The sequence below is a fragment of the Alkalicoccobacillus murimartini genome, from assembly GCF_030813245.1.
Classification (GTDB): domain Bacteria; phylum Bacillota; class Bacilli; order Bacillales; family Bacillaceae_D; genus Alkalicoccobacillus; species Alkalicoccobacillus murimartini.
The window spans coordinates 61,866-81,523 of sequence record NZ_JAUSUA010000005.1 but is presented as its reverse complement, the minus strand read 5'-3'; the positions used below and the strand labels follow the sequence as shown (position 1 = coordinate 81,523).

General features: G+C 38.9%; 15 protein-coding genes. 13 read left to right on the top strand and 2 right to left on the bottom strand.

The features are described 5' to 3' along the window. Positions 1-87 precede the first annotated feature (87 nt). Positions 88-3,087 carry an amino acid adenylation domain-containing protein gene (locus tag J2S05_RS15375; protein WP_306984331.1) on the top strand — a complete coding sequence of 1,000 codons (3,000 nt, stop codon included), beginning with the start codon at positions 88-90 and terminating at the stop codon, positions 3,085-3,087. 220 nt (positions 3,088-3,307) lie between these two features. Here the strand turns inward: J2S05_RS15375 and J2S05_RS15370 are convergent, their stop codons facing one another. Beyond that, on the bottom strand, positions 3,308-4,345 hold the full coding sequence (locus tag J2S05_RS15370) for a hypothetical protein (protein ID WP_306984329.1): 1,038 nt from the start codon (positions 4,343-4,345) through the stop codon (positions 3,308-3,310). Positions 4,346-4,675: 330 nt separating this feature from the next. Between J2S05_RS15370 and treP the strand changes: the two genes are divergently transcribed. From treP to J2S05_RS15315, 11 genes are all read left to right on the top strand, one after another. Continuing rightward, complete coding sequence (treP, locus tag J2S05_RS15365; RefSeq protein WP_306984327.1) at positions 4,676-6,094, top strand: PTS system trehalose-specific EIIBC component; 1,419 nt, start codon at positions 4,676-4,678, stop codon at positions 6,092-6,094. Positions 6,095-6,168: 74 nt separating this feature from the next. Further along, a complete protein-coding gene (treC, locus tag J2S05_RS15360) occupies positions 6,169-7,848 on the top strand; it encodes an alpha,alpha-phosphotrehalase (protein WP_306984325.1) in 1,680 nt (559 codons plus the stop codon). Positions 7,849-7,869: 21 nt separating this feature from the next. Then, a complete protein-coding gene (treR, locus tag J2S05_RS15355) occupies positions 7,870-8,595 on the top strand; it encodes a trehalose operon repressor (protein ID WP_306984323.1) in 726 nt (241 codons plus the stop codon). A 71-nt stretch (positions 8,596-8,666) separates the two neighbouring features. Next, a complete protein-coding gene (locus J2S05_RS15350) occupies positions 8,667-9,140 on the top strand; it encodes a glutathione peroxidase (RefSeq protein WP_306984321.1) in 474 nt (157 codons plus the stop codon). 91 nt (positions 9,141-9,231) lie between these two features. Next, a complete protein-coding gene (locus tag J2S05_RS15345; protein WP_306984320.1) occupies positions 9,232-10,323 on the top strand; it encodes a nitric oxide synthase oxygenase in 1,092 nt (363 codons plus the stop codon). Between the two features lie 20 nt (positions 10,324-10,343). Continuing rightward, complete coding sequence (locus tag J2S05_RS15340; protein ID WP_306984318.1) at positions 10,344-12,233, top strand: ABC-F family ATP-binding cassette domain-containing protein; 1,890 nt, start codon at positions 10,344-10,346, stop codon at positions 12,231-12,233. A gap of 377 nt (positions 12,234-12,610) precedes the next feature. After that, positions 12,611-13,366: a DeoR/GlpR family DNA-binding transcription regulator gene (locus tag J2S05_RS15335; protein ID WP_306984317.1), complete on the top strand. Its 756-nt coding sequence runs from the start codon at positions 12,611-12,613 to the stop codon at positions 13,364-13,366. Further along, positions 13,363-14,277 (top strand): 1-phosphofructokinase, encoded by a 915-nt coding sequence (gene pfkB / locus J2S05_RS15330; RefSeq protein ID WP_306984316.1) that lies wholly within the window; start codon positions 13,363-13,365, stop codon positions 14,275-14,277. The genes J2S05_RS15335 and pfkB overlap by 4 nt, the downstream gene beginning before the upstream one ends. A gap of 37 nt (positions 14,278-14,314) precedes the next feature. After that, the gene (locus tag J2S05_RS15325; RefSeq protein WP_306984314.1) at positions 14,315-16,240 is read left to right on the top strand and encodes a PTS fructose transporter subunit IIABC; all 1,926 of its coding nucleotides are present in this window, start codon (positions 14,315-14,317) and stop codon (positions 16,238-16,240) included. A gap of 377 nt (positions 16,241-16,617) precedes the next feature. Continuing rightward, complete coding sequence (thpD, locus tag J2S05_RS15320) at positions 16,618-17,547, top strand: ectoine hydroxylase (RefSeq protein ID WP_306984696.1); 930 nt, start codon at positions 16,618-16,620, stop codon at positions 17,545-17,547. A 133-nt stretch (positions 17,548-17,680) separates the two neighbouring features. After that, complete coding sequence (locus J2S05_RS15315) at positions 17,681-17,917, top strand: hypothetical protein (protein ID WP_306984311.1); 237 nt, start codon at positions 17,681-17,683, stop codon at positions 17,915-17,917. A gap of 33 nt (positions 17,918-17,950) precedes the next feature. On the opposite strand, the gene mreBH is transcribed toward J2S05_RS15315, so the two are convergent. Continuing rightward, entirely contained in the window at positions 17,951-18,958 is a 1,008-nt protein-coding gene (gene mreBH / locus J2S05_RS15310) for a rod-share determining protein MreBH (RefSeq protein ID WP_306984309.1), read from the bottom strand. Positions 18,959-19,197: 239 nt separating this feature from the next. On the opposite strand from mreBH, the gene J2S05_RS15305 reads away from it, so the two are divergent. Continuing rightward, on the top strand, positions 19,198-19,593 hold the full coding sequence (locus J2S05_RS15305) for a thiol-disulfide oxidoreductase DCC family protein (RefSeq protein ID WP_306984307.1): 396 nt from the start codon (positions 19,198-19,200) through the stop codon (positions 19,591-19,593). Positions 19,594-19,658 lie beyond the last annotated feature (65 nt).

Below are 19,658 nucleotides of genomic sequence, written 5' to 3'. Positions count from 1 at the left end.
AGGTATACTTGTTAAAAGGACTATAAGTATAGAATTAATATCATAACAGGGAAATGTATCTATTAAAAAACTAAAAGGGGATATATTATGATGAAGCAAAGTCTAAAGGATATTTTCTCAATGCAGGTATACGAGAGACCGGAGCATATCGCGTTAACTTTTGGTCATACACAAATGACTTATGAAGAGCTAGACAAATCTAGTAATCGCCTCGCTAATTATCTTCTTGAACACGGTGTGAAAAAGGGCCAATTAATCGGGTTTTCCCTAGATAGATCTCCCCAGCTGATTGTAGCAATATTAGCTACAGTAAAGATTGGTTGTATTTACGTCCCCATCGATTCAAAATACCCTCAAGAACGTATTGAATTTATGAGCGATGACTCAGGCATCACTATTCTTATAACAACATCTTCCACTCTAGAGCAAATGCCTTACCTTCAAATCGCTACAGTCTTACTTGACCGAGAAGCAAATCAAATTAATTTAACTAAAGCAACGCCTCCAAATATTAATATTGAACCACTTGATTTGGCTTATATTATGTATACTTCTGGTTCGACCGGAACTCCAAAGGGTGTAGCGATACCAAATCAAGCCATTATACGACTAGTGAAAGAAACAAATTATTTTCAAATTGATCACCATCAAACCGTGGGTCATTTTGCGACAACTTCTTTTGATGCATCCACCTTTGAAATCTGGGGAGCATTATTAAATGGTGCAAAATTAGCGATTAGTAAACCTGGGCCAATTACACCTGAAAGTGTCGGTGAGATAGTACGTGATAATAACGTATCAATTATGTTTTTAACTACGGGTTTATTTAACCTTATGATTGATGAACAAATTGACGATTTAACAGATGTTAAATACTTAATCAGTGGTGGTGAAGTGATGGCCCCCCATATTGCCAAAAAAGCAGTGGAAATATTGCATAATACACAGATATTTAATGCTTATGGTCCAACGGAAAACTGTGTCTTCAGTACGGCATTTGAATTGACAGATAACATGAATTTCAGTGATAGTATCCCTATTGGAAAGGTTATTAATGGAACCTCAATGATTATCGTGAATGAGCAGTTGAACATAGTAGATGATGGTCAATTAGGCGAGCTTCTTTTAGGTGGTAAAGGTCTTGCGAGTGGGTATTGGAATCGAGAAAATTTAACAAAGGAAAAGTTTATTTCTCTAGAAAGTGAGACTTTTTATAGAACGGGGGACCTTGTTCGTAAGCTTCCAGATGGAAACATTGAGTATTTAGGTAGGATGGATCAACAAGTTAAAATTCGTGGTTTTCGAATAGAACTTACTGAGATCGAAAATCACATTATGCAAAATGGTGACATTAAACGTTGTTCAGTTAATGTTCAAGAAAGTATTCCAGGAGATAAACGCCTCGTCTCGTATTTAGTACCATTTGATCAAAAAACTTTTGATCTAAAAAAATTAAAGTTCTATTTGAAACAAAAAATGCCCGACTATATGATTCCCTCTAATTATGTAATACTAGATAGCTTGCCCCTGACGAATAATGGTAAAGTGGATCGCGATGCGTTGTCGAATATACTATTTACTCGTCCCAACTTTGAAGTACCCTATAAAGCTCCACATACAGAAATGGAGCAACATTTGGTTCAAATATGGCAAGATATATTAAAGATAGATAAAGTCGGGGTTGACGATGATTTTTTTGAACTTGGAGGAAATTCTCTTCTTGCAGCTCGAGCGACTATTAGTATGAAAGAAGTACTCCACACAACTCTCCCTTCAAGCGTGTTATATAAGCATTCTACAATTTGTAAAATATCCAGCTTCATAAATAATCGATCTACAGAAACCTATTTAGAAACACTGAATTTGAACAATGAAATACAATTGGAAAAACGAATTTCACCACCAACTGAATTTATCCCTACATTATACACACAAAAAGCCATCTTCTTGACGGGAGCAACTGGATTTTTAGGAGCATTTTTAATTAAAGAATTTCTGGAGCATAACGAGGATACGGATATTTATTGTTTAGTACGTGCATCTAGTGCAGAAGAAGGTCTACGACGCATTAAAAATAATATGGAGAAGTATGGTATTTGGTTGGATACTTACGAGCCGAAGATCATACCGATTGCTGGCCATTTAGATCGACCAATGTTCGGCCTAACGCGAGAAGGTTTTGATCAATTAGCGAAAACAATCGACGTGATTTATCATAATGGGGCAAAAGTAAACTATGTTCATACATACGATTTGCATAAGAGTGCAAACGTTACCGGTACACAAACGATCCTAGAACTTGCGTGCACGTCAATTCTCAAACCGGTTCACTATTTATCAACGATTTCTGTATTTGGTCCTATTGGTTATTTTACGGATGTTAAAGAATTGAAAGAGGACAGTGATTTGGAGATAAGTGAACCATTCATTTATAAAGACATGGGGTATGCGCAGAGCAAATGGGTTGCTGAAAACGTGATGTGGGAGGCAAATAAAAGGGGTATACCGATGACAGTATTTCGTCCAGGCTTTATCATGGGTGATAGTAATACAGGTGTAAATAACACCGAAGATTACGTTGCTAGAATGATAAAAGGCTGCATCCAATTAGGCACTTACCCTCATTTACCTAGACAAAGAAAAGAGTTTGTACCTGTAAATTTCGTGGCCAAAGCTATAAGAGAAATCTGTCTTAATCCAAATAACTTTGGAAAAGCATATCATCTTACTCCACCAGCACAAAGTATCGATCTTGAAGATTTTTTTATTGAAATTAACTCCACATTTGGTTATTCGCTTAAGGAAGTTTCCTATAAGGAGTGGGTGAGCCAACTTATTCAAGATACTAAGAACTCTAGTGATAATGCTCTGACTCCGTTTCTTACACTTCTATCTGAAGAACTTTATAAAGGAAAAACTGCCTTTGAGCTTTATGAAAATATGCCCTCATATAATTCAATTAATACGATAAAGGCTCTTAGTGAGAGTGGGATGACTTTACCAGTAATGGACAAAAAGTTGTTAATTACTTACTTTAATTACATGAAAAAAATAGGATTTATTTCATCGCCACTTTTACGAGTATAAAGAAAATAGGGTTTTATGAAATCAAATTTTATACAAAAATATAGAATCATATTAAGCTCACAGGTGCGCAAGACGTACTATCGAAGCTAGAAACCTATCTACAAAAGGAAGGGGCTGTTTAAGCCTCTCCTTTTGCCTATTATGATTAATTTCATGTACCTTATTTTAATAAAGATTCTAATTCACCAACAGTCGAATTATCTAACTATTTTTACAAAAATCAATCTTTAATAACCAACGGAAACGTTGAAATAATACTTTCCGTTTCATTCACAATTTTAAGTTCATCTACTTGAAAGTCCATCGCAGCTAATTGAAGAACTTGTTCGAAGTCTTTTCGTTCTTGTTCTGGTGCCTCTATTCCATCTTTAGTAGTATATCTAACAGTCGCCTGATCTGATTCTATTGTTGCTTCTTCAATTTCCAAACCTTCATAGATTCCAGAGTAATAAGAGGCTTCATCATTCTCGACTGTAGCCATGGCTTCTACCGTCTCACTAAAATCCATTAGTTCTCCTTCTGCCGTGTATATCTCTTCTTCTACTGTAACGACACCAATATAAGTATTTTCACCACGTTCAGTCTTTTCAGGAGACATTACATAGTAACCACGATTTGGTTCTTGCTCAATATTAATTGGTTCTTCCCAATCATTCTCAGCAAATATAAGACCTCTCTCTCCGTCTTGATTAAAGAGGTTCACTTCATCAATATCATATCGAAAACCAATTTCATCAACTACATCCCAGAATTGTGATGATTCTGTCGATGCCGTACTTAACGTATCATCTTCATTGTAATATAAATTGGCTACGTTTCCTTTGACCTCAAAATCAGTTACTGCAGAAAAAAGTTCATTCTGAGATGGGTCACTTTCAATAAATGATTGATGTAAAAGCTGTTCGCGTGTCATATCATCTGTTGTACGAGTGAAATGGTACATAATATCAATGCCATCCAATCGTTCTATATAAATTAAATAGTCACCTGAGACTTTTTCTTCACTATAGTCAGTCTGCTCATCCTGATCTTCCTCATTGTCTGTGTTCACTGCATCACTATTAGAGGAAGGTTCTTCTTCAATGTTCTGTTCATTCTGATCATTAGTTACTTCATCTTCTTCCTCAGCTATTTCTACCTCATCATTATTTTCATTCTGAGTTGATTCAGAAGGAGCAGTTGGTTCATTCGTATTATTACAAGCTAACAGTGTCAAGCTAAATAAAGAAAGCGCCACCATCAAACCTACATTCTTCATAATAAAAATCCCTCCATAACCAAAAACTGTTTTAAAACTCGTTCCCTGGTTCTAAAAAATTAAAACCTTAGAATGTGCTTCAAAGGCTTCAATACCAATAGATAGGGTATAGATAGCAGAGCTCATGAGCATAGCTACTTACACACGTTTTTTAACATCTTACATTCCGGACAAACGAAATCTATCACTTTTTGTCGAAACTTATGTTTTTCAGTTGACTAATTTGTATATACAAGTTATGATGAAACCGTAATCATTTGTATATACATGTTGAGAGTACGAAATGAATATAAGTAAATGATTTGATAACGATCACAGGAGGGTATAACAATGAGTGATAACCGCAAGACGGCAAAGGATATCCTTGAAGCCATTGGTGGAAAAGAGAATATTTCTTCTGCTACACACTGTGTCACAAGATTACGACTTGTGCTACATGATGAAAGCAAGGTAGATAAAGAAACACTAGAGAACATTGACCCAGTAAAAGGCTCGTTCTCAGCTAACAATCAATTCCAAGTAATTCTTGGTCAGGGACTTGTAGATAAGGTGTACGCAGAATTTATTTCTGAGGCAGGTATTTCTGAGTCAACGAAGGAAGAGACGAAAAACGAGTCTACAAAGAAAATGAATCCGTTACAAAAAGCTGTAAAAGGGTTATCAGACATTTTTATTCCTATTTTACCAGCCATCATTACAGCAGGTTTACTACTAGGTTTAAATAACGTTTTAACAAATGCAATTTTTACAGATCAACCAATTATTGAAATGTATCCACAATGGGCAGGTCTTGCTGAAATTATAAATACGATTGCAAGTACAGCCTTTGTCTTCTTACCAGCTTTAATTGGGTGGTCAGCGGTTAGGAAATTCGGAGGAAGTCCGCTTCTTGGGATTGTCCTTGGACTGATTCTTTGTCACCCTGATCTTTTAAATGCTAACGATTATGCTGCTGCTGTTGAAGGTGGAACACTTCCATTTTGGAATTTGTTTGGATTTGATATAGCTGCAATGGGTTATCAGGGTCAGGTATTACCAGTTTTACTCGCATCTTATGTGTTAGCTAAAATAGAAAACTTTATGAAAAAGATTACACCAGATTCGTTCCAACTATTAGTTGTAGCTCCAGTAGCTCTTCTAATTACTGGTTTCCTTGCATTTATCTTAATTGGTCCAGTAACATTTGCGATCGGTAATAGCATTACTGGAGTATTTGTTTCCTTATTTGATCAATTTGCAATTGTAGGTGGAGCGGTTTATGGTTTGTTCTATGCCCCACTTGTTATTACAGGTATGCACCACACGTTCTTGGCTGTAGATTTCCAGTTGATTGCTAGTCAAGGTGGAACATTCCTATGGCCGATACTTGTTATGTCCAACGTGGCACAAGGTTCTGCTGCACTAGCAATGTATTTCATTCTCAAGAATCAGAAAATGAAAGGTCTATCTCTTACTTCTTCTATCTCAGCTTATCTAGGTATCACGGAACCAGCACTATTTGGGGTGAATCTGCGTTATCGTTTCCCTTTCATCTGTGCAATTATCGGTGCTTCGATTGCTGGTGCTTGGGTCGCTGTGAATGGAATTGTTGCTAAAGTAGGTGTTGGTGGTCTACCTGGGATCGTCTCCATTGTTGGTGAGCGACCTGATTATATAAACTTCGCCATCGGAATGGTCATTGCAATCATCATTCCTGTTGTAGCAACAATTATTGCTTCTCGTTTCCAAAAAGATTTCCAAGACAGATAATTAAAAACTTCAAAGAGCCGCTTAGCAGAATTCCTCTGTGTAGGCGGCTTTCCTACTTGAAAGGGTGCTTATAAATGAATGAATGGTGGAGAAAGTCCGTTGTGTATCAGATTTATCCAAAGAGCTTTAATGATACAACAGGTAATGGTGTAGGAGATATTCAAGGTATTATTCAGAAGCTGGATTACCTTAAAAAGCTAGGAGTAGATGTGATTTGGCTCACTCCCGTTTATTCGTCACCTCAACGTGATAATGGCTATGATATTAGTGATTACTACAACATTCATGACGAATATGGAACGATGGAAGATTTTCAGGAGCTATTAGATGAAACGCATAATAGAGGCATGAAGCTCATCATGGACCTTGTGGTGAATCACTCCTCAACTGAACATGAGTGGTTCAAGCAAGCATCATCCTCAAAGGATAATGAGTACCGCGATTTTTATATTTGGAAGGATGCTGTTGATGGACAGGAACCGACAAATTGGCTATCTAAATTTGGCGGATCAGCATGGAAATGGAGTGAGGAGACGGAGCAGTATTATCTTCATTTATTTGATGAAACACAAGGTGATTTGAACTGGGAAAATGAAAAGCTGCGTAATAAAGTCTACGAACTGATGCGATTCTGGTTTGAAAAGGGTATTGATGGATTCCGGTTAGATGTAATTAATCTGATTTCGAAGGATCAAAACTTCCCGAATGATGATGGATCAGTGGCACCGGGAGATGGACGTAAGTTTTATACAGATGGTCCTCGTGTCCACGAGTTCTTACAAGAAATGAATAAAGAAGTGCTGGCACCTTACGAAGCAATGACAGTTGGAGAAATGTCATCCACTACGTTGGACCACTGTGTGCAGTATTCGCATCCAGATAGCAATGAGCTCAGTATGACGTTTAACTTCCATCATTTAAAAGTAGATTATCCAAATGGAGAGAAGTGGGCATTAGGTGAAGTAGATTTCTATGCATTAAAACAAATTCTCTCAAAATGGCAGGTTGGTATGCATCAAGGCGGAGGCTGGAACGCATTGTTCTGGTGTAACCATGATCAGCCAAGGGTTGTCAGTCGCTACGGAAATGACGGAGTCTACCACCAGGAATCGGCAAAAATGCTGGCTACTGTTATGCACATGATGCAAGGTACACCGTACATTTACCAAGGTGAAGAATTTGGAATGACCAATCCTAAGTTCGAAACAATCGAAGAATATCGTGATGTTGAGACCTTAAATATTCATCAGGAGTTACGTGAAAAGAACATGGAAGAAGAGGAAATCATGGAGATTATTAAGCAAAAATCTCGTGACAATTCCAGAACTCCGGTACAATGGAATGCTGAGCCTCATAGTGGATTTACGACAGGCACTCCATGGATTCCTACAGCGCGTAATTACGAGCACATTAATGCTCAGAATGCGTTAGAGGATTCGAACTCTATTTTCTATTTTTATCAAAAGTTGATTGAACTAAGAAAAAGTCATGATATTATAACCTTTGGAGACTACCAGCTGTTGCTTGAAGATGATCAGCATCTCTTTGCCTATGTTCGTGAATGGCAAGGTGAAAAACTATTGGTTGTAGCAAACTTCTCTGAACAGAATTCACAATTTGCTGCGCCAGCATTTTTAACTGAGAACCATGCTGATGTATTGGTATCAAATTATGAGCAAACAAACAATCCTACAGCGGAACTGACACTTCGACCTTATGAAGCGGTTGTGTATCATGTTCCTGTGTCTTCATAATAAGTAGAATAAGTACAGGCGGTGTATTTGTTGAAAAGCAAATTCCAATTGGTGTATGAAGAGCTGGCTAATCAGATTCAAAAGGGAGAATGGCGGCCAGAAGAGCTACTTCCTTCAGAGTTAGAGCTCGTGAAAACCTATCAGGCTTCACGAGAGACGATTCGAAAAGCACTCAAGCTTTTATCAGAGCGTGGGTATATACAGAAGATCCAAGGAAAAGGGTCTGTTGTGCTTGATCGATCAAAAATTGATTTTCCTTTCTCAGGTGTATCGAGCTTTAAAGAATTAAGTGAACGAATGAATATGAAAGTTGAAACAGATGTTGTCGCGTTTGATGAAGTGATACCGGATTTGGATCTGCAGGATAAGCTGCAACTAACGAGTGAGCAACATGCCCTTCGTATTAAACGAGTGCGTAAGGTGGATGGGGAACGGGTCATTTTGGATAAAGATGATTTGGTTAGCGCAGTTGTTCCTGGATTAACAGCGAAGATCAGTCAAAATTCAATTTATGAGTATCTTGAGAAAGAATTAGGACTCATCATTAGTTTTGCCAAAAAGGAAATCGTCGTTGAGGAACCAACAGTAGAAGATCGAGCACTGCTTGATCTTGATAGCTTTACAAATGTCGTTGTGGTAAGAGGTAGAACCTATTTGGATGATGCGAGAATCTTTCAGTATACAGAATCGAGACATCGTCCTGATAAGTTTCGTTTTGTGAACTTTGCTAGAAGAGAACAGCTATAGGCAAATCACTAGTAGATGGGATGAAGACGCGGTATAATGCAGACAGATGCTTGATAATAGGAGGTTTGCTTATGTCTGTTTATGATTTTACGGTGAAATCTTCTAAAGGCGAAGAGATCCCATTGTCGAAGTATGAAGGAAAAGCCTTACTCATAGTGAATACAGCAACAAAGTGTGGATTTGCTCCGCAATTTGATGGTCTGGAAAAGCTTCATCAAGAGTATGCGGACAGGGGATTTGAAGTCCTTGGTTTCCCTTGTAATCAATTTATGAATCAAGAGCCAGTAGAAGATGATGAGATGGAAAATGTATGTAAAGTGAATTTTGGAGTGAGCTTTCCATTGTTTGCGAAGGTAGATGTGAATGGTGGCAATGCCCATCCTCTTTACCAATATCTCAAAAAAGAAAAAAAAGGAACCATCGGGTCTGATGTGAAATGGAATTTCACTAAATTCCTAGTCAATCAACATGGTGAGGTCATCGAGCGTTTTGCTCCAACGACAAAACCTGAGAAGATTGAACCTGAGATCCAAAAACTACTTTAGTAAGATGTTTATAGGTTAATGGCTGTGCGGACACCCTAGGTGAAAGCACAGCTTTTTCGAGATAGAAGAGAGAATATATCGGAGGATCAAGATGAGTGAAGCAAATGAAATCTACGAACAAGCAGAAGAATTTCTCATTCAGTGTTATAGTGAGTTAGAGAAATCAAGAGAGGAACTCATTAATCGTTTAGCAAAAGTGAAACAAGAGATTAGTGAAACAAGAACCTATACACATACATACGAAGAATTAGTCCATGGAGCGAGAATGGCTTGGCGCAATAGCAACCGTTGTATCGGTCGTTTTTTCTGGGAGACGTTAAAGGTGATAGATGCAAGACACCTTCAAGATGAAGATTCAATAGCAAACGTGCTATTTGATCATATTCAGAAGGCTACAAATGGGGGGAACGTGGTCCCTTATTTAACGGCCCTTAATCCAAATCATAATGATGGAGACATACGGATATGGAATCATCAGCTGATTCGTTACGCGGGATATGAGGAGAACGATGGAACCGTAATCGGAGATCCAGCTTCTTTAACCTTTACAAAGGCATGTGAAACCTTAGGGTGGAAAGGCAAAGGCGGACAGTTTGATATACTTCCACTAGTCATTCAAATAGGTGAGAATACGCCAAAATTATTCCCTATCCCTCATGATCTTATTGTAGAAGTGCCATTAACTCATCCAACTGAATCAGCTTTTGAAGCTTTAAATCTCAAGTGGTATGCTGTGCCTATTATTTCCGATATGAAGCTTGTTATAGGTGGAGTAGAGTATTTGGCCGCTCCTTTTAATGGGTGGTATATGGGGACGGAAATTGGTGCTAGAAACCTTGCTGATAGTGATCGTTATAACATGTTACCTAAGGTTGCTGATGTATTTAACTTGAATACAACAAGAGAGTATACGTTATGGCGTGATGAATCGTTAATTGAACTGAATAAAGCCGTTCTGTATTCATTTAAGGAAGCGGGGGTCAGTATCGTGGACCATCATACCGCAGCAAAGCAATTTGAACGATTTGAAAAGAGAGAACAAGACGCTAATCGAGATGTGACGGGCAAATGGTCTTGGCTTATTCCTCCCATTAGTCCAGCCACGACTCATATTTTTAGAAAAAGCTATAAAGATCAAAAGGTGCTGCCTAATTATTTGTACCAACAAGCACCCTACGAGTAACTACAAGGAGGCAGGAGCACATGAGTATGTTAAGGGTTGAAAACCTGCGTAAGACATTTGGAGAGAAGACATTATTTGATGGTCTCTCTTTTACAATAGAAGATAAAGAAAGAATTGGCTTAATCGGCGTCAATGGAACGGGAAAGTCGACCCTTTTGAAGGTGCTAGCTGGTATTGAGGGAGCAGAGGAAGTGAAGCTTTTTCATGCCAATGACTTTTCCGTGACTTATCTTCCTCAGCAGCCAGAATTAACAGAGGATCGAACGGTTCTTGAACAGATTTATCATGGTGAGTCTACCATCATGAAAACGATGCGGGCATATGAGCAAGCTCTTATTGACTTGGAACTGAAACCTGAGAATGAGAATGTACAGAATCGTTATATGAAGGTGCAACAAAAAATGGACGAGGAATCTGCCTGGGAAGCCAATACTACAGCTAAAACCATCCTATCTAAGCTAGGTATTCAGGATGTGAGTCAGCAAATTGGTGCGCTTTCAGGTGGTCAGAAAAAAAGAGTGGCCATTGCAGAGGCTTTAATACGTCCCGCTGATTTACTTTTACTTGATGAGCCTACCAACCACCTTGATCATGAGACGGTAGAGTGGCTGGAAGGATATTTAGCGAATTATAAGGGTGCGCTTATTGTCATTACCCATGACCGTTACTTTCTTAACAGAGTCACAAATCAAATGTATGAGCTCGATCAAGGGAAGCTTTTTCAATACGAAGGGAATTTTGAGACGTATTTGCAAAAGCGAGCAGAGCGTGAAGAACTGGAACAACAAACAGAAAGTAAGAGACAGAATTTGCTTAAACGTGAGCTAGAATGGCTTAGACGCGGAGCAAAGGCTCGCACCACGAAACAGAAGGCACGTGTTCAAAGAGCTGAAGGGTTACGAGACGAGGAAGGTCTTGCTCAGAAAAAGAATCTTGATTTTTCAATTGGGTCACAACGACTAGGTAATGACGTCTTGGAGTTAAAAGATGTTAGTAAGTCCTATAAAGGCAAAACTCTATTTGAACAGGTGAATTATTTAGTGATTCCTCACCAACGCCTTGGAATTATTGGGTCAAACGGAACAGGAAAAACAACGCTGCTTAATATCCTCGCGGGTAGAATTACACCTGATGCAGGAGAGGTTAGCAAAGGGTCGACGGTTAAGATTGGGTACTACACTCAGGATGACCAAGAAATTGATGGTAATTTGAAGGTCATTGAGTACATAAAAGAAATTGCTGAAGTAGTCTATACAGCCGATGGACAAACGGTTACTGCAGAACAAATGCTTGAGAGATTTCTTTTTCCAAGAAGCATGCAATGGACGTTTATTAGAAGACTATCTGGTGGAGAGAAACGTCGTTTGTATCTATTAAAGGTTTTAATGGGTGAACCAAATGTTCTCTTTTTAGATGAGCCAACAAATGATCTTGATATTCAAACCTTATCTGTATTAGAAGATTACATTGATCAATTCCCAGGCGTTGTCATTACCGTCTCACATGATCGATATTTCCTAGATAAAGTGGTGGATCATCTGCTGTATCTTAGTGGTAGTGGTGGTGTCGAACGTTTCCAAGGAGATTATAGCGAATTTCTTGAGCAGAAGCAGCTGCAAGATGCCAAGCAGCAAACCGTTCAATCTGAGAGCGCAAAAGGAAAAGTCAAAACTCAGCAAGATCGAAAGTTGACCTATAAGGAAAAGCAAGAATGGGAAAACATCGAAGAGAAGATGGAGCAAATTGAGCAGCAATTAACGGATATCGCTCAATCCATTGATCAAGCTGGCAGTGATTACACACAAATCGAGAAGCTTTTAGCTGAGAAAGAGCAGCAAGAAAAAGAATTAGAGGCGACAATGGAACGCTGGACGGAGCTATCTGACATTGTAGAAGCAATGAAGGAATAAGTTTCATTCTCCTGTAAACAAAGTGGGCAGTAACGTGCTCACTTTGTTTTTTGTAGTGTTTGATGCTTAAAGGTCTTGGTAGATGAGTGACCTTTCTTGAAGAAGAAGCGGATTTCTTGATAACAGGGGTTCGGTCTTAATAAATTCGATACAGTCTTGCTACTTTGGAGGGTTCTCTTGGTTAACGTACCTGCTACTTGATGAAATCTGAAGTGTCTTGATTATGCTCATATTCCTCTTGGAAACACTCCCTAAAAGGATTTGATAAGTTACAAGGATCTAATTATTTTGTTCGGATGAATGTTTTTGATTATTTATGATTGATTATGATTGTTTAAAGAGGTATACTATGTTCGACGAGAGATAGAGGTGATGAAATGCTTACTGTGGAACGTCAAGAAATGATTGTTCATTTAATTAAAGAACGAAATATAGTAAAGCTTCATGAATTAATTGAAGCGACTGGAGCATCTGAATCAACGATCCGCCGAGATTTAACGGAGCTTGAAGATGCAAAGAAATTAAAGCGCATTCATGGAGGGGCTACACTTTTTCAAAAGAAACGAACAGAGCCTACTGTCGTTGAGAAATCATTCAAAAACAGTCAGGAAAAACGTAAAATCGCTCAGTTCGCGTCAACATTTGTTGAAAAGGGGGACTGTATCTTCTTAGATGCTGGAACAACTACTGTAGAAATGATCCCTTTTCTAAAAGAAAAACAAGTAGTCGTTGTAACAAACGGATTAACAAATGTTGTAGAACTCGTTGATGCAGGTATTGAAACACATGTGATAGGTGGTCAGGTCAAACCAGGCACACGGGCTTTTGTTGGCAGAAGTGCCATTGAGACGCTTGAAACGTTTCGTTTTGATTTAGCATTTCTCGGAACAAACGGGATTACACCTGAAGATGGCTGTACAACACCTGATCCACAAGAAGCTTTTGTTAAAGCGTATGCGAAAAGGCGTTCAAGACAAAGCTATGTGCTAGCAGACCATACGAAGTTCGGTGAGCTTTCTTTTGCAAAATTTGCTGAGTTACACGAAGTAACATTGCTTACAAGCTCATTTCTTGATGAGCAACTGCAGGAAAAATACAGAGAAATAACAGATATAAAGGTGGTTTCTATATGATATACACGGTCACACTTAACCCGGCTGTTGATTATTTTGTGGAGCTGGATGACCTGAAACCAGGTCAGGTGAACCGATCCAGGAAAGAGCACAAAGCTCCTGGAGGTAAAGGAATTAATGTATCACGCGTGTTAAAAAGACTTGGTCATTCTAGTCAAACTCTAGGCTTTATTGGTGGATTTACAGGTGACTATATTATTCATACGTTACAGGAAGAAGATATTAAAACAAGCTTTGTAGAGGTTGATGGAGATACACGAATCAACATTAAAATGAAAGGCACGGAAGAAACTGAGCTAAATGGTACATCACCAGAAATTACGCAAAGTCATTTATCTCAATTAAATGAGCAGCTTGACCGATTAACAGAATCGGACATTCTTGTCCTTGCAGGCAGTGTGCCTGGCTCTTTGGAAAAAAACATTTACACAGAATGGATTCATCGAGTGAAGAAAAATGGTGTGAAGGTATTTCTTGATACGAGCGGACATCCTTTGATTGACGCTGTTGAAGCGGCACCTACATTCATTAAACCAAACCATCATGAGCTTTCGGAACTAGTAGGTGCAGAAATTAACACACCAGAAGAATCTCTTCCCTATGTGAAGGAACTAACTGCTAAAGGAATTGACTATGTATTTGTCACTTTTGCTGGTGATGGAGCAGTTCTTGGAACAAAGGAACAGGTATTATTTGCAACAACGCCAAAAGGAACGGTACAAAATTCTGTAGGTGCTGGTGATTCAACTTTAGCTGGCTTTCTAGCTGCAAGTCATAAGGATGTCTCGTTAGAAGAAGCATTTCGCTTCGCAGTAGCTTCAGGTAGCTCGACTGCTTTTTCTAAAGGATTTTGTGAGTTGTCGCATGTTGAAGAGCTGATGGAACAAGTAAAAATAACTGTGCTCAAATAAAACGAATGAACATAAACGGGGGAAAGGGGGATCTTTTATGAAGATCTCAGAACTACTAAAAAAAGATACAATGATTTTAAATCTAAAAGCGTCAACTAAGGATGCAGTGATTGATGAATTAGTTAATAAGCTGAGTCAAGCGGGGCGTCTGAATGACAAACAAGCATATAAAGAAGCCATTTTGGCGCGAGAAGCGCAAAGTACAACAGGGTTAGGCGAGGGTATTGCCATTCCACATGCTAAAACATCTGCAGTACGGACACCAGCGATTGGGTTTGGTCGTTCAAAAGCAGGAATCGATTACGAAGCATTGGATGGTCAGCCAAGTCAGTTATTCTTTATGATCGCAGCAAGTGAAGGGGCAAACAACGAGCATTTAGCGACTCTTTCACGTTTAACTACTTTTTTGATGGATGACGAGTTCCGCCAAACAATCCTTCATGCATCAACAGAAGAAGAAATCTTATCAGCTATTGATCAGAAGGATGCTGAGAAGGAAGCGGAAGAAGCGGCTGAGGCTGAAGCGGAGGCGGCGAAACAAAGCGAAAAGGCTTCAACTGGCTCTACATCATCAGATAGCCCTCGTATTTTAGGGGTGACAGGCTGTCCTACTGGAATCGCGCATACGTATATGGCAGCAGATGCATTAAAGAGTAAAGCTGCAGAGCTGGGTATCTCAATTAAAGTTGAGACAAACGGATCTGGTGGAGTCAAAAATAAATTAACAGCTGCCGAGATTGAAGCAGCAGATGCAATCATTGTTGCAGCGGATACAAAAATTGAGATGGACCGCTTTGCAGGCAAAAAAGTCATTCAAGCACCTGTTGCAGACGGTGTACGTAAACCAAAGGACTTGATTGACAGAGCCTTATCAGAAAATGCACCGATCTATAAAGGATCTGGAAATGCAGGTGGAGGATCAGATTCATCTGATTCAGGTAAAAAAGGTCTAGGAATTTACAAACACATTATGAATGGTGTATCCAATATGCTTCCATTTGTTATTGGTGGCGGGATATTAATTGCCCTTTCGTTCTTGTTTGGTGGTATTAATGCTGAAGGTACATTTGCAGAGATGCTAGATACAATCGGAGGAGGTACTGCTTTTAAACTATTAGTACCTGTTCTGGCTGCTTTTATCGCGATGAGTATTGCAGACCGTCCTGGATTTGCTCCTGGTTTAGTGGCTGGTATGATTGCAATGAATGGGGAGGCTGGATTTCTTGGTGGTTTGATTGCAGGTTTTCTTGCAGGGTATATCGCCTTACTTGTTCGTAAATTAATTAATGCTTTACCACAGATTCTTCAAGGAATCGGAAATATATTATTTACACCTGTGCTTAACTTATTTGTATCAGGTATGCTGATGCTTTTACTTGTTGCACCGCTTGCAAGTATTAACCTGGGGTTACAGAACTGGTTAAGCGGATTAGGTACCGCAAACATGATTATTTTAGGTGTGATTCTTGGTGGGATGATGGCCGTGGATATGGGCGGACCTGTAAACAAGGCTGCATTTACATTTGGTATTGCGATGATTGAAGCCGGAAATCTTGCACCTCATGCTGCAGTAATGGCTGGCGGAATGGCGCCTCCTATCGGAATTGCACTTGCAACAACGTTTTTCCGTAGTAAGTTCTCTAAAAAGGATCGTCAATCTGGTTTAACGAATTATCTACTAGGACTTTCATTTATAACAGAAGGAGCAATTCCTTTTGCGGCGGCTGATCCTCTTCGTGTAATTCCGGCGGCAATTGCTGGTTCGGCTTTAGCAGGTGGACTAACAGCATTCTTTGGAATCCTTCTTCCTGCTCCACATGGTGGTATATTCGTAATGGGACTTGTAAATAGTCCTCCAGTTTGGTCGCACTATGCTTTTCTATACCTACTAGCAGTAGTACTAGGTGCAATTCTCACAGCTATTCTGCTTGGTATTCTCAAAAAGAAAGTAGTAGAAGAATAATATATAAAACAAGAAAAACGATCCTAAATATAGGGTCGTTTTTTGTTGTTTTTTAATTAGATCCTTTTTAGCAAAAGGAGGAGCCATTAGCTCATCCACTTTTCATAAAAAAATTTTTACCGCCATGAGCGTACTTACAGCATAATTTGTCAGAAAAGCATGTTTACTATTAATTGTGAAAGGGTTCTGTATACAGTGTAGTTGAAATAAGGGAGGGATTGCACAATGAACATGTGTTGGTGCTGCTATTTATTTTAGTGGTGACGACAGCATTTTTACTGTCGAATAGTGTATTTCTACAACCGAGATATCCACATAAAATTTGCATGAACAAAATAACCAACTCGGGCGTTTACTAGGAGGTAAGTAAGATGGACATGAACATTGATTTGTATCCTTCAAGGGTAAGTAGTGCAGCAAGTATTAAAGAAAGAAAAGATCCAATTATTCATTCGAACGGTGAAGGACCCCTTAATCAACTAGAGCTTCAGTCATATGAAGAGAACGGATATTTGATGAAGGAAAAGTTATTCACGGATGAAGAAGTGAAGCTGATGACAGAAGAGCTTGAAAAAACGATGAAAGACAATCAATCTAAAGATACGGCTGATGTTATTAAAGAACCAGGCAGTAACGAGATTCGTTCTGTATTTGAGATTCACAAAGATAGTGGTTTCTTTGAAATGCTAGCGAAAAATGAGCGTATTGTAAAAATTGCTGAGCAACTGTTAGGCAGTCAAGTGTATATAAATCAATCAAGAATTAACTTTAAACCTGGCTTTAAAGGGAAAGAATTTTATTGGCACTCAGATTTTGAGACGTGGCATGTTGAAGATGGGATGCAGCATATGCGGGCTGTGAGCTGCTCTATTATCCTAACAGATAATTATGAGTTCAATGGACCACTTATGTTGATCCCAGGCTCACATAAATGGTATGTTTCCTGCGCTGGGGCCACACCTGATGATAACTTCAAATCTTCTCTGCAAAAACAGGAAGCAGGCACACCAGATAATGAAAGTCTAAGTTGGTTAACAGAAAAAGCAGGAGGGCGTATTGATCGGGCGACAGGACCAGCAGGGTCTGTACTATTCTTTGAAAGCAACACGATGCACGGATCAAACGGGAATTTGTCCCCATATCCACGAAGTAATGTATTTTTTGTGTTTAACTCGATTAAGAACAAAATTGGTAAACCTTATTCAGGTCAGAAACCAAGACCAGAGTTTTTAGCAAATCGTGATAACAACAAAGCCATTGAAGCTGTACCTTCAAACTCTTTAGTGGGTAAGCAAGAAGTTAATTAACTTTTATTGAGATAACAGGAAGCATCGACCAGATGCTCCTGTTTTTTATTGTTGCCCGGGAAATAGATTTTGCTGTAATTTAGGTTACATTAGCGAATATTTAGGGAAAGGAAAAACAAGTGGAGGAATGATTATGAAACTTATTTCCTATTCCTATCAGAAAAAAGGAAAGATGAAAGCAATCTATGATCGGTTTTCTGAATCTCCAGTTATTTTTTGTAAAATAAATGGATACTACTTTGTGTATTTCGTTCGATGGTCTGAAAATGATCCGATCGTAGTGACTCAAGATTTAGTGGAAATGGAGATTCAGTTAAATGAAGAAATGGATACCATTGAAGCTTATCAAAATAGAAAAAGAAGTCATTAAAAAAACCACCGCAATGACGCGGTGGTTATAACCTTATACAGTTGCTTTTTGAAGTTTGTCGATAAATTTTAGAGAGCGTCCAGTACCAATGGCCACTGATTCAAGTGGGTTTGGCGCAATGTGAACGGGAACAGAGATTTCAAGTGATAACCATTCCTGAATACCATTAAGTAGTGCACCACCGCCTGTAATTAATACACCACGATCCACAATATCTCCACTTAGCTCTGGAGGGCAGTCTTCTAATGTTGAGCGAACAGCTTCAAGAATTTGAAGCATATGTTCACTAATGGCGTGACGAATTTCATCAGATTGAAGGGCCACTGTTTTAGGAAGACCATTCACAAGGTCACGACCTCTAACTTCCATACTTAATACTTCATGATCAATAGGTGCATAGCCTATTTCCATTTTAATTGACTCTGCTGTGCGCTCACCAATTAGGACATTGTAATGTTTACGCACATGTTGAATGATGGCTTCATCAAGCTTATCTCCACCAATACGAACGGAATTACAAGATACCACTCCACCAAAAGAAATGATGGCTACTTCTGTAGTTCCGCCTCCGATATCTACTACAACATTGGCAGTCGGCTCTTCCACTGGAAGGTCTGCTCCAATTGCTGCAGCAACAGGCTCTTCAATCACATGAACATTTTTGGCTCCACAGCTACGAACCGCATCAAGAATTGCGCGGCGTTCAACAGATGTTGAACCAGATGGCGCACAGACAACAACATTTGGTTTACGTAGTGATAGACCAAGTTGCTTGCTCGCTTTTTTCATAATGGCTTTTAACATACTGCTTGTTACATCAAAGTCCGCAATAACCCCGTCTCTAAGAGGTCTAACAGCTACAATATGAGAGGGCGTTTTACCTACCATATTTTTAGCTTCAGTTCCTACTGCAAGTACATCACGCGATTCTGTATTTAGTGCTACAACAGAAGGCTCATTTAGAATAATCCCTTTATCTTTACTATATACAAGAATATTTGCAGTTCCTAAATCAATACCAATCTCTGCATTTGAAAACATATAGGTTCACCAACTTTTCTTAGAAATACTCATTAGGCTTCATTCTATCAATTTCTAGTCTGTAAAAAAAGGGTCGGAACGCTTATCTACTATGTAAGAATGTGAGATTAGCTGAGGATAAGTTCATAGGACTGTGTAGGTAGATAAAGCATTTGATTAGATAATCATAGGATTTTGGGAGGAGATTCATTTTTGTTATAATAAACTAATAAGAATATAAGAGTAGGAGGGTGAGTTCATTGAAGGATCAGCGAGGAATTATTTTATTTGATGGAGTGTGTAATTTGTGTAACAAAGGCGTAGATTTTATTATTAAGCGAGATCAGAATAAATATTACTACTTCTGCTCCATTCAATCGGAAAAAGGTCAGAAGTTGATGGAAACGTATGCAATCGGGGATGTCGATTCTATGATCGTGATTGAGAATGACCAAGCTTATACACACTCAGATGCTGTATTAAAAATCGTTCGGAAACTTCCTTTGAGGTGGAGAGTATTATTACTCGCATATGTGATTCCACGTTCATGGAGAGAAAAGCTGTACCAACTGATTGCCAAACACCGGTATCGATTCTTTGGCAAAGCAAGTGCCTGCCGCTTGCCAACTGCAGAGGAAAGAGCTCAGTTTCTATAATACTGTGAAAATTTATGATTTCGTTAAACAGGATATTTAAGCTTATTGCCTAATCGTGATATAAT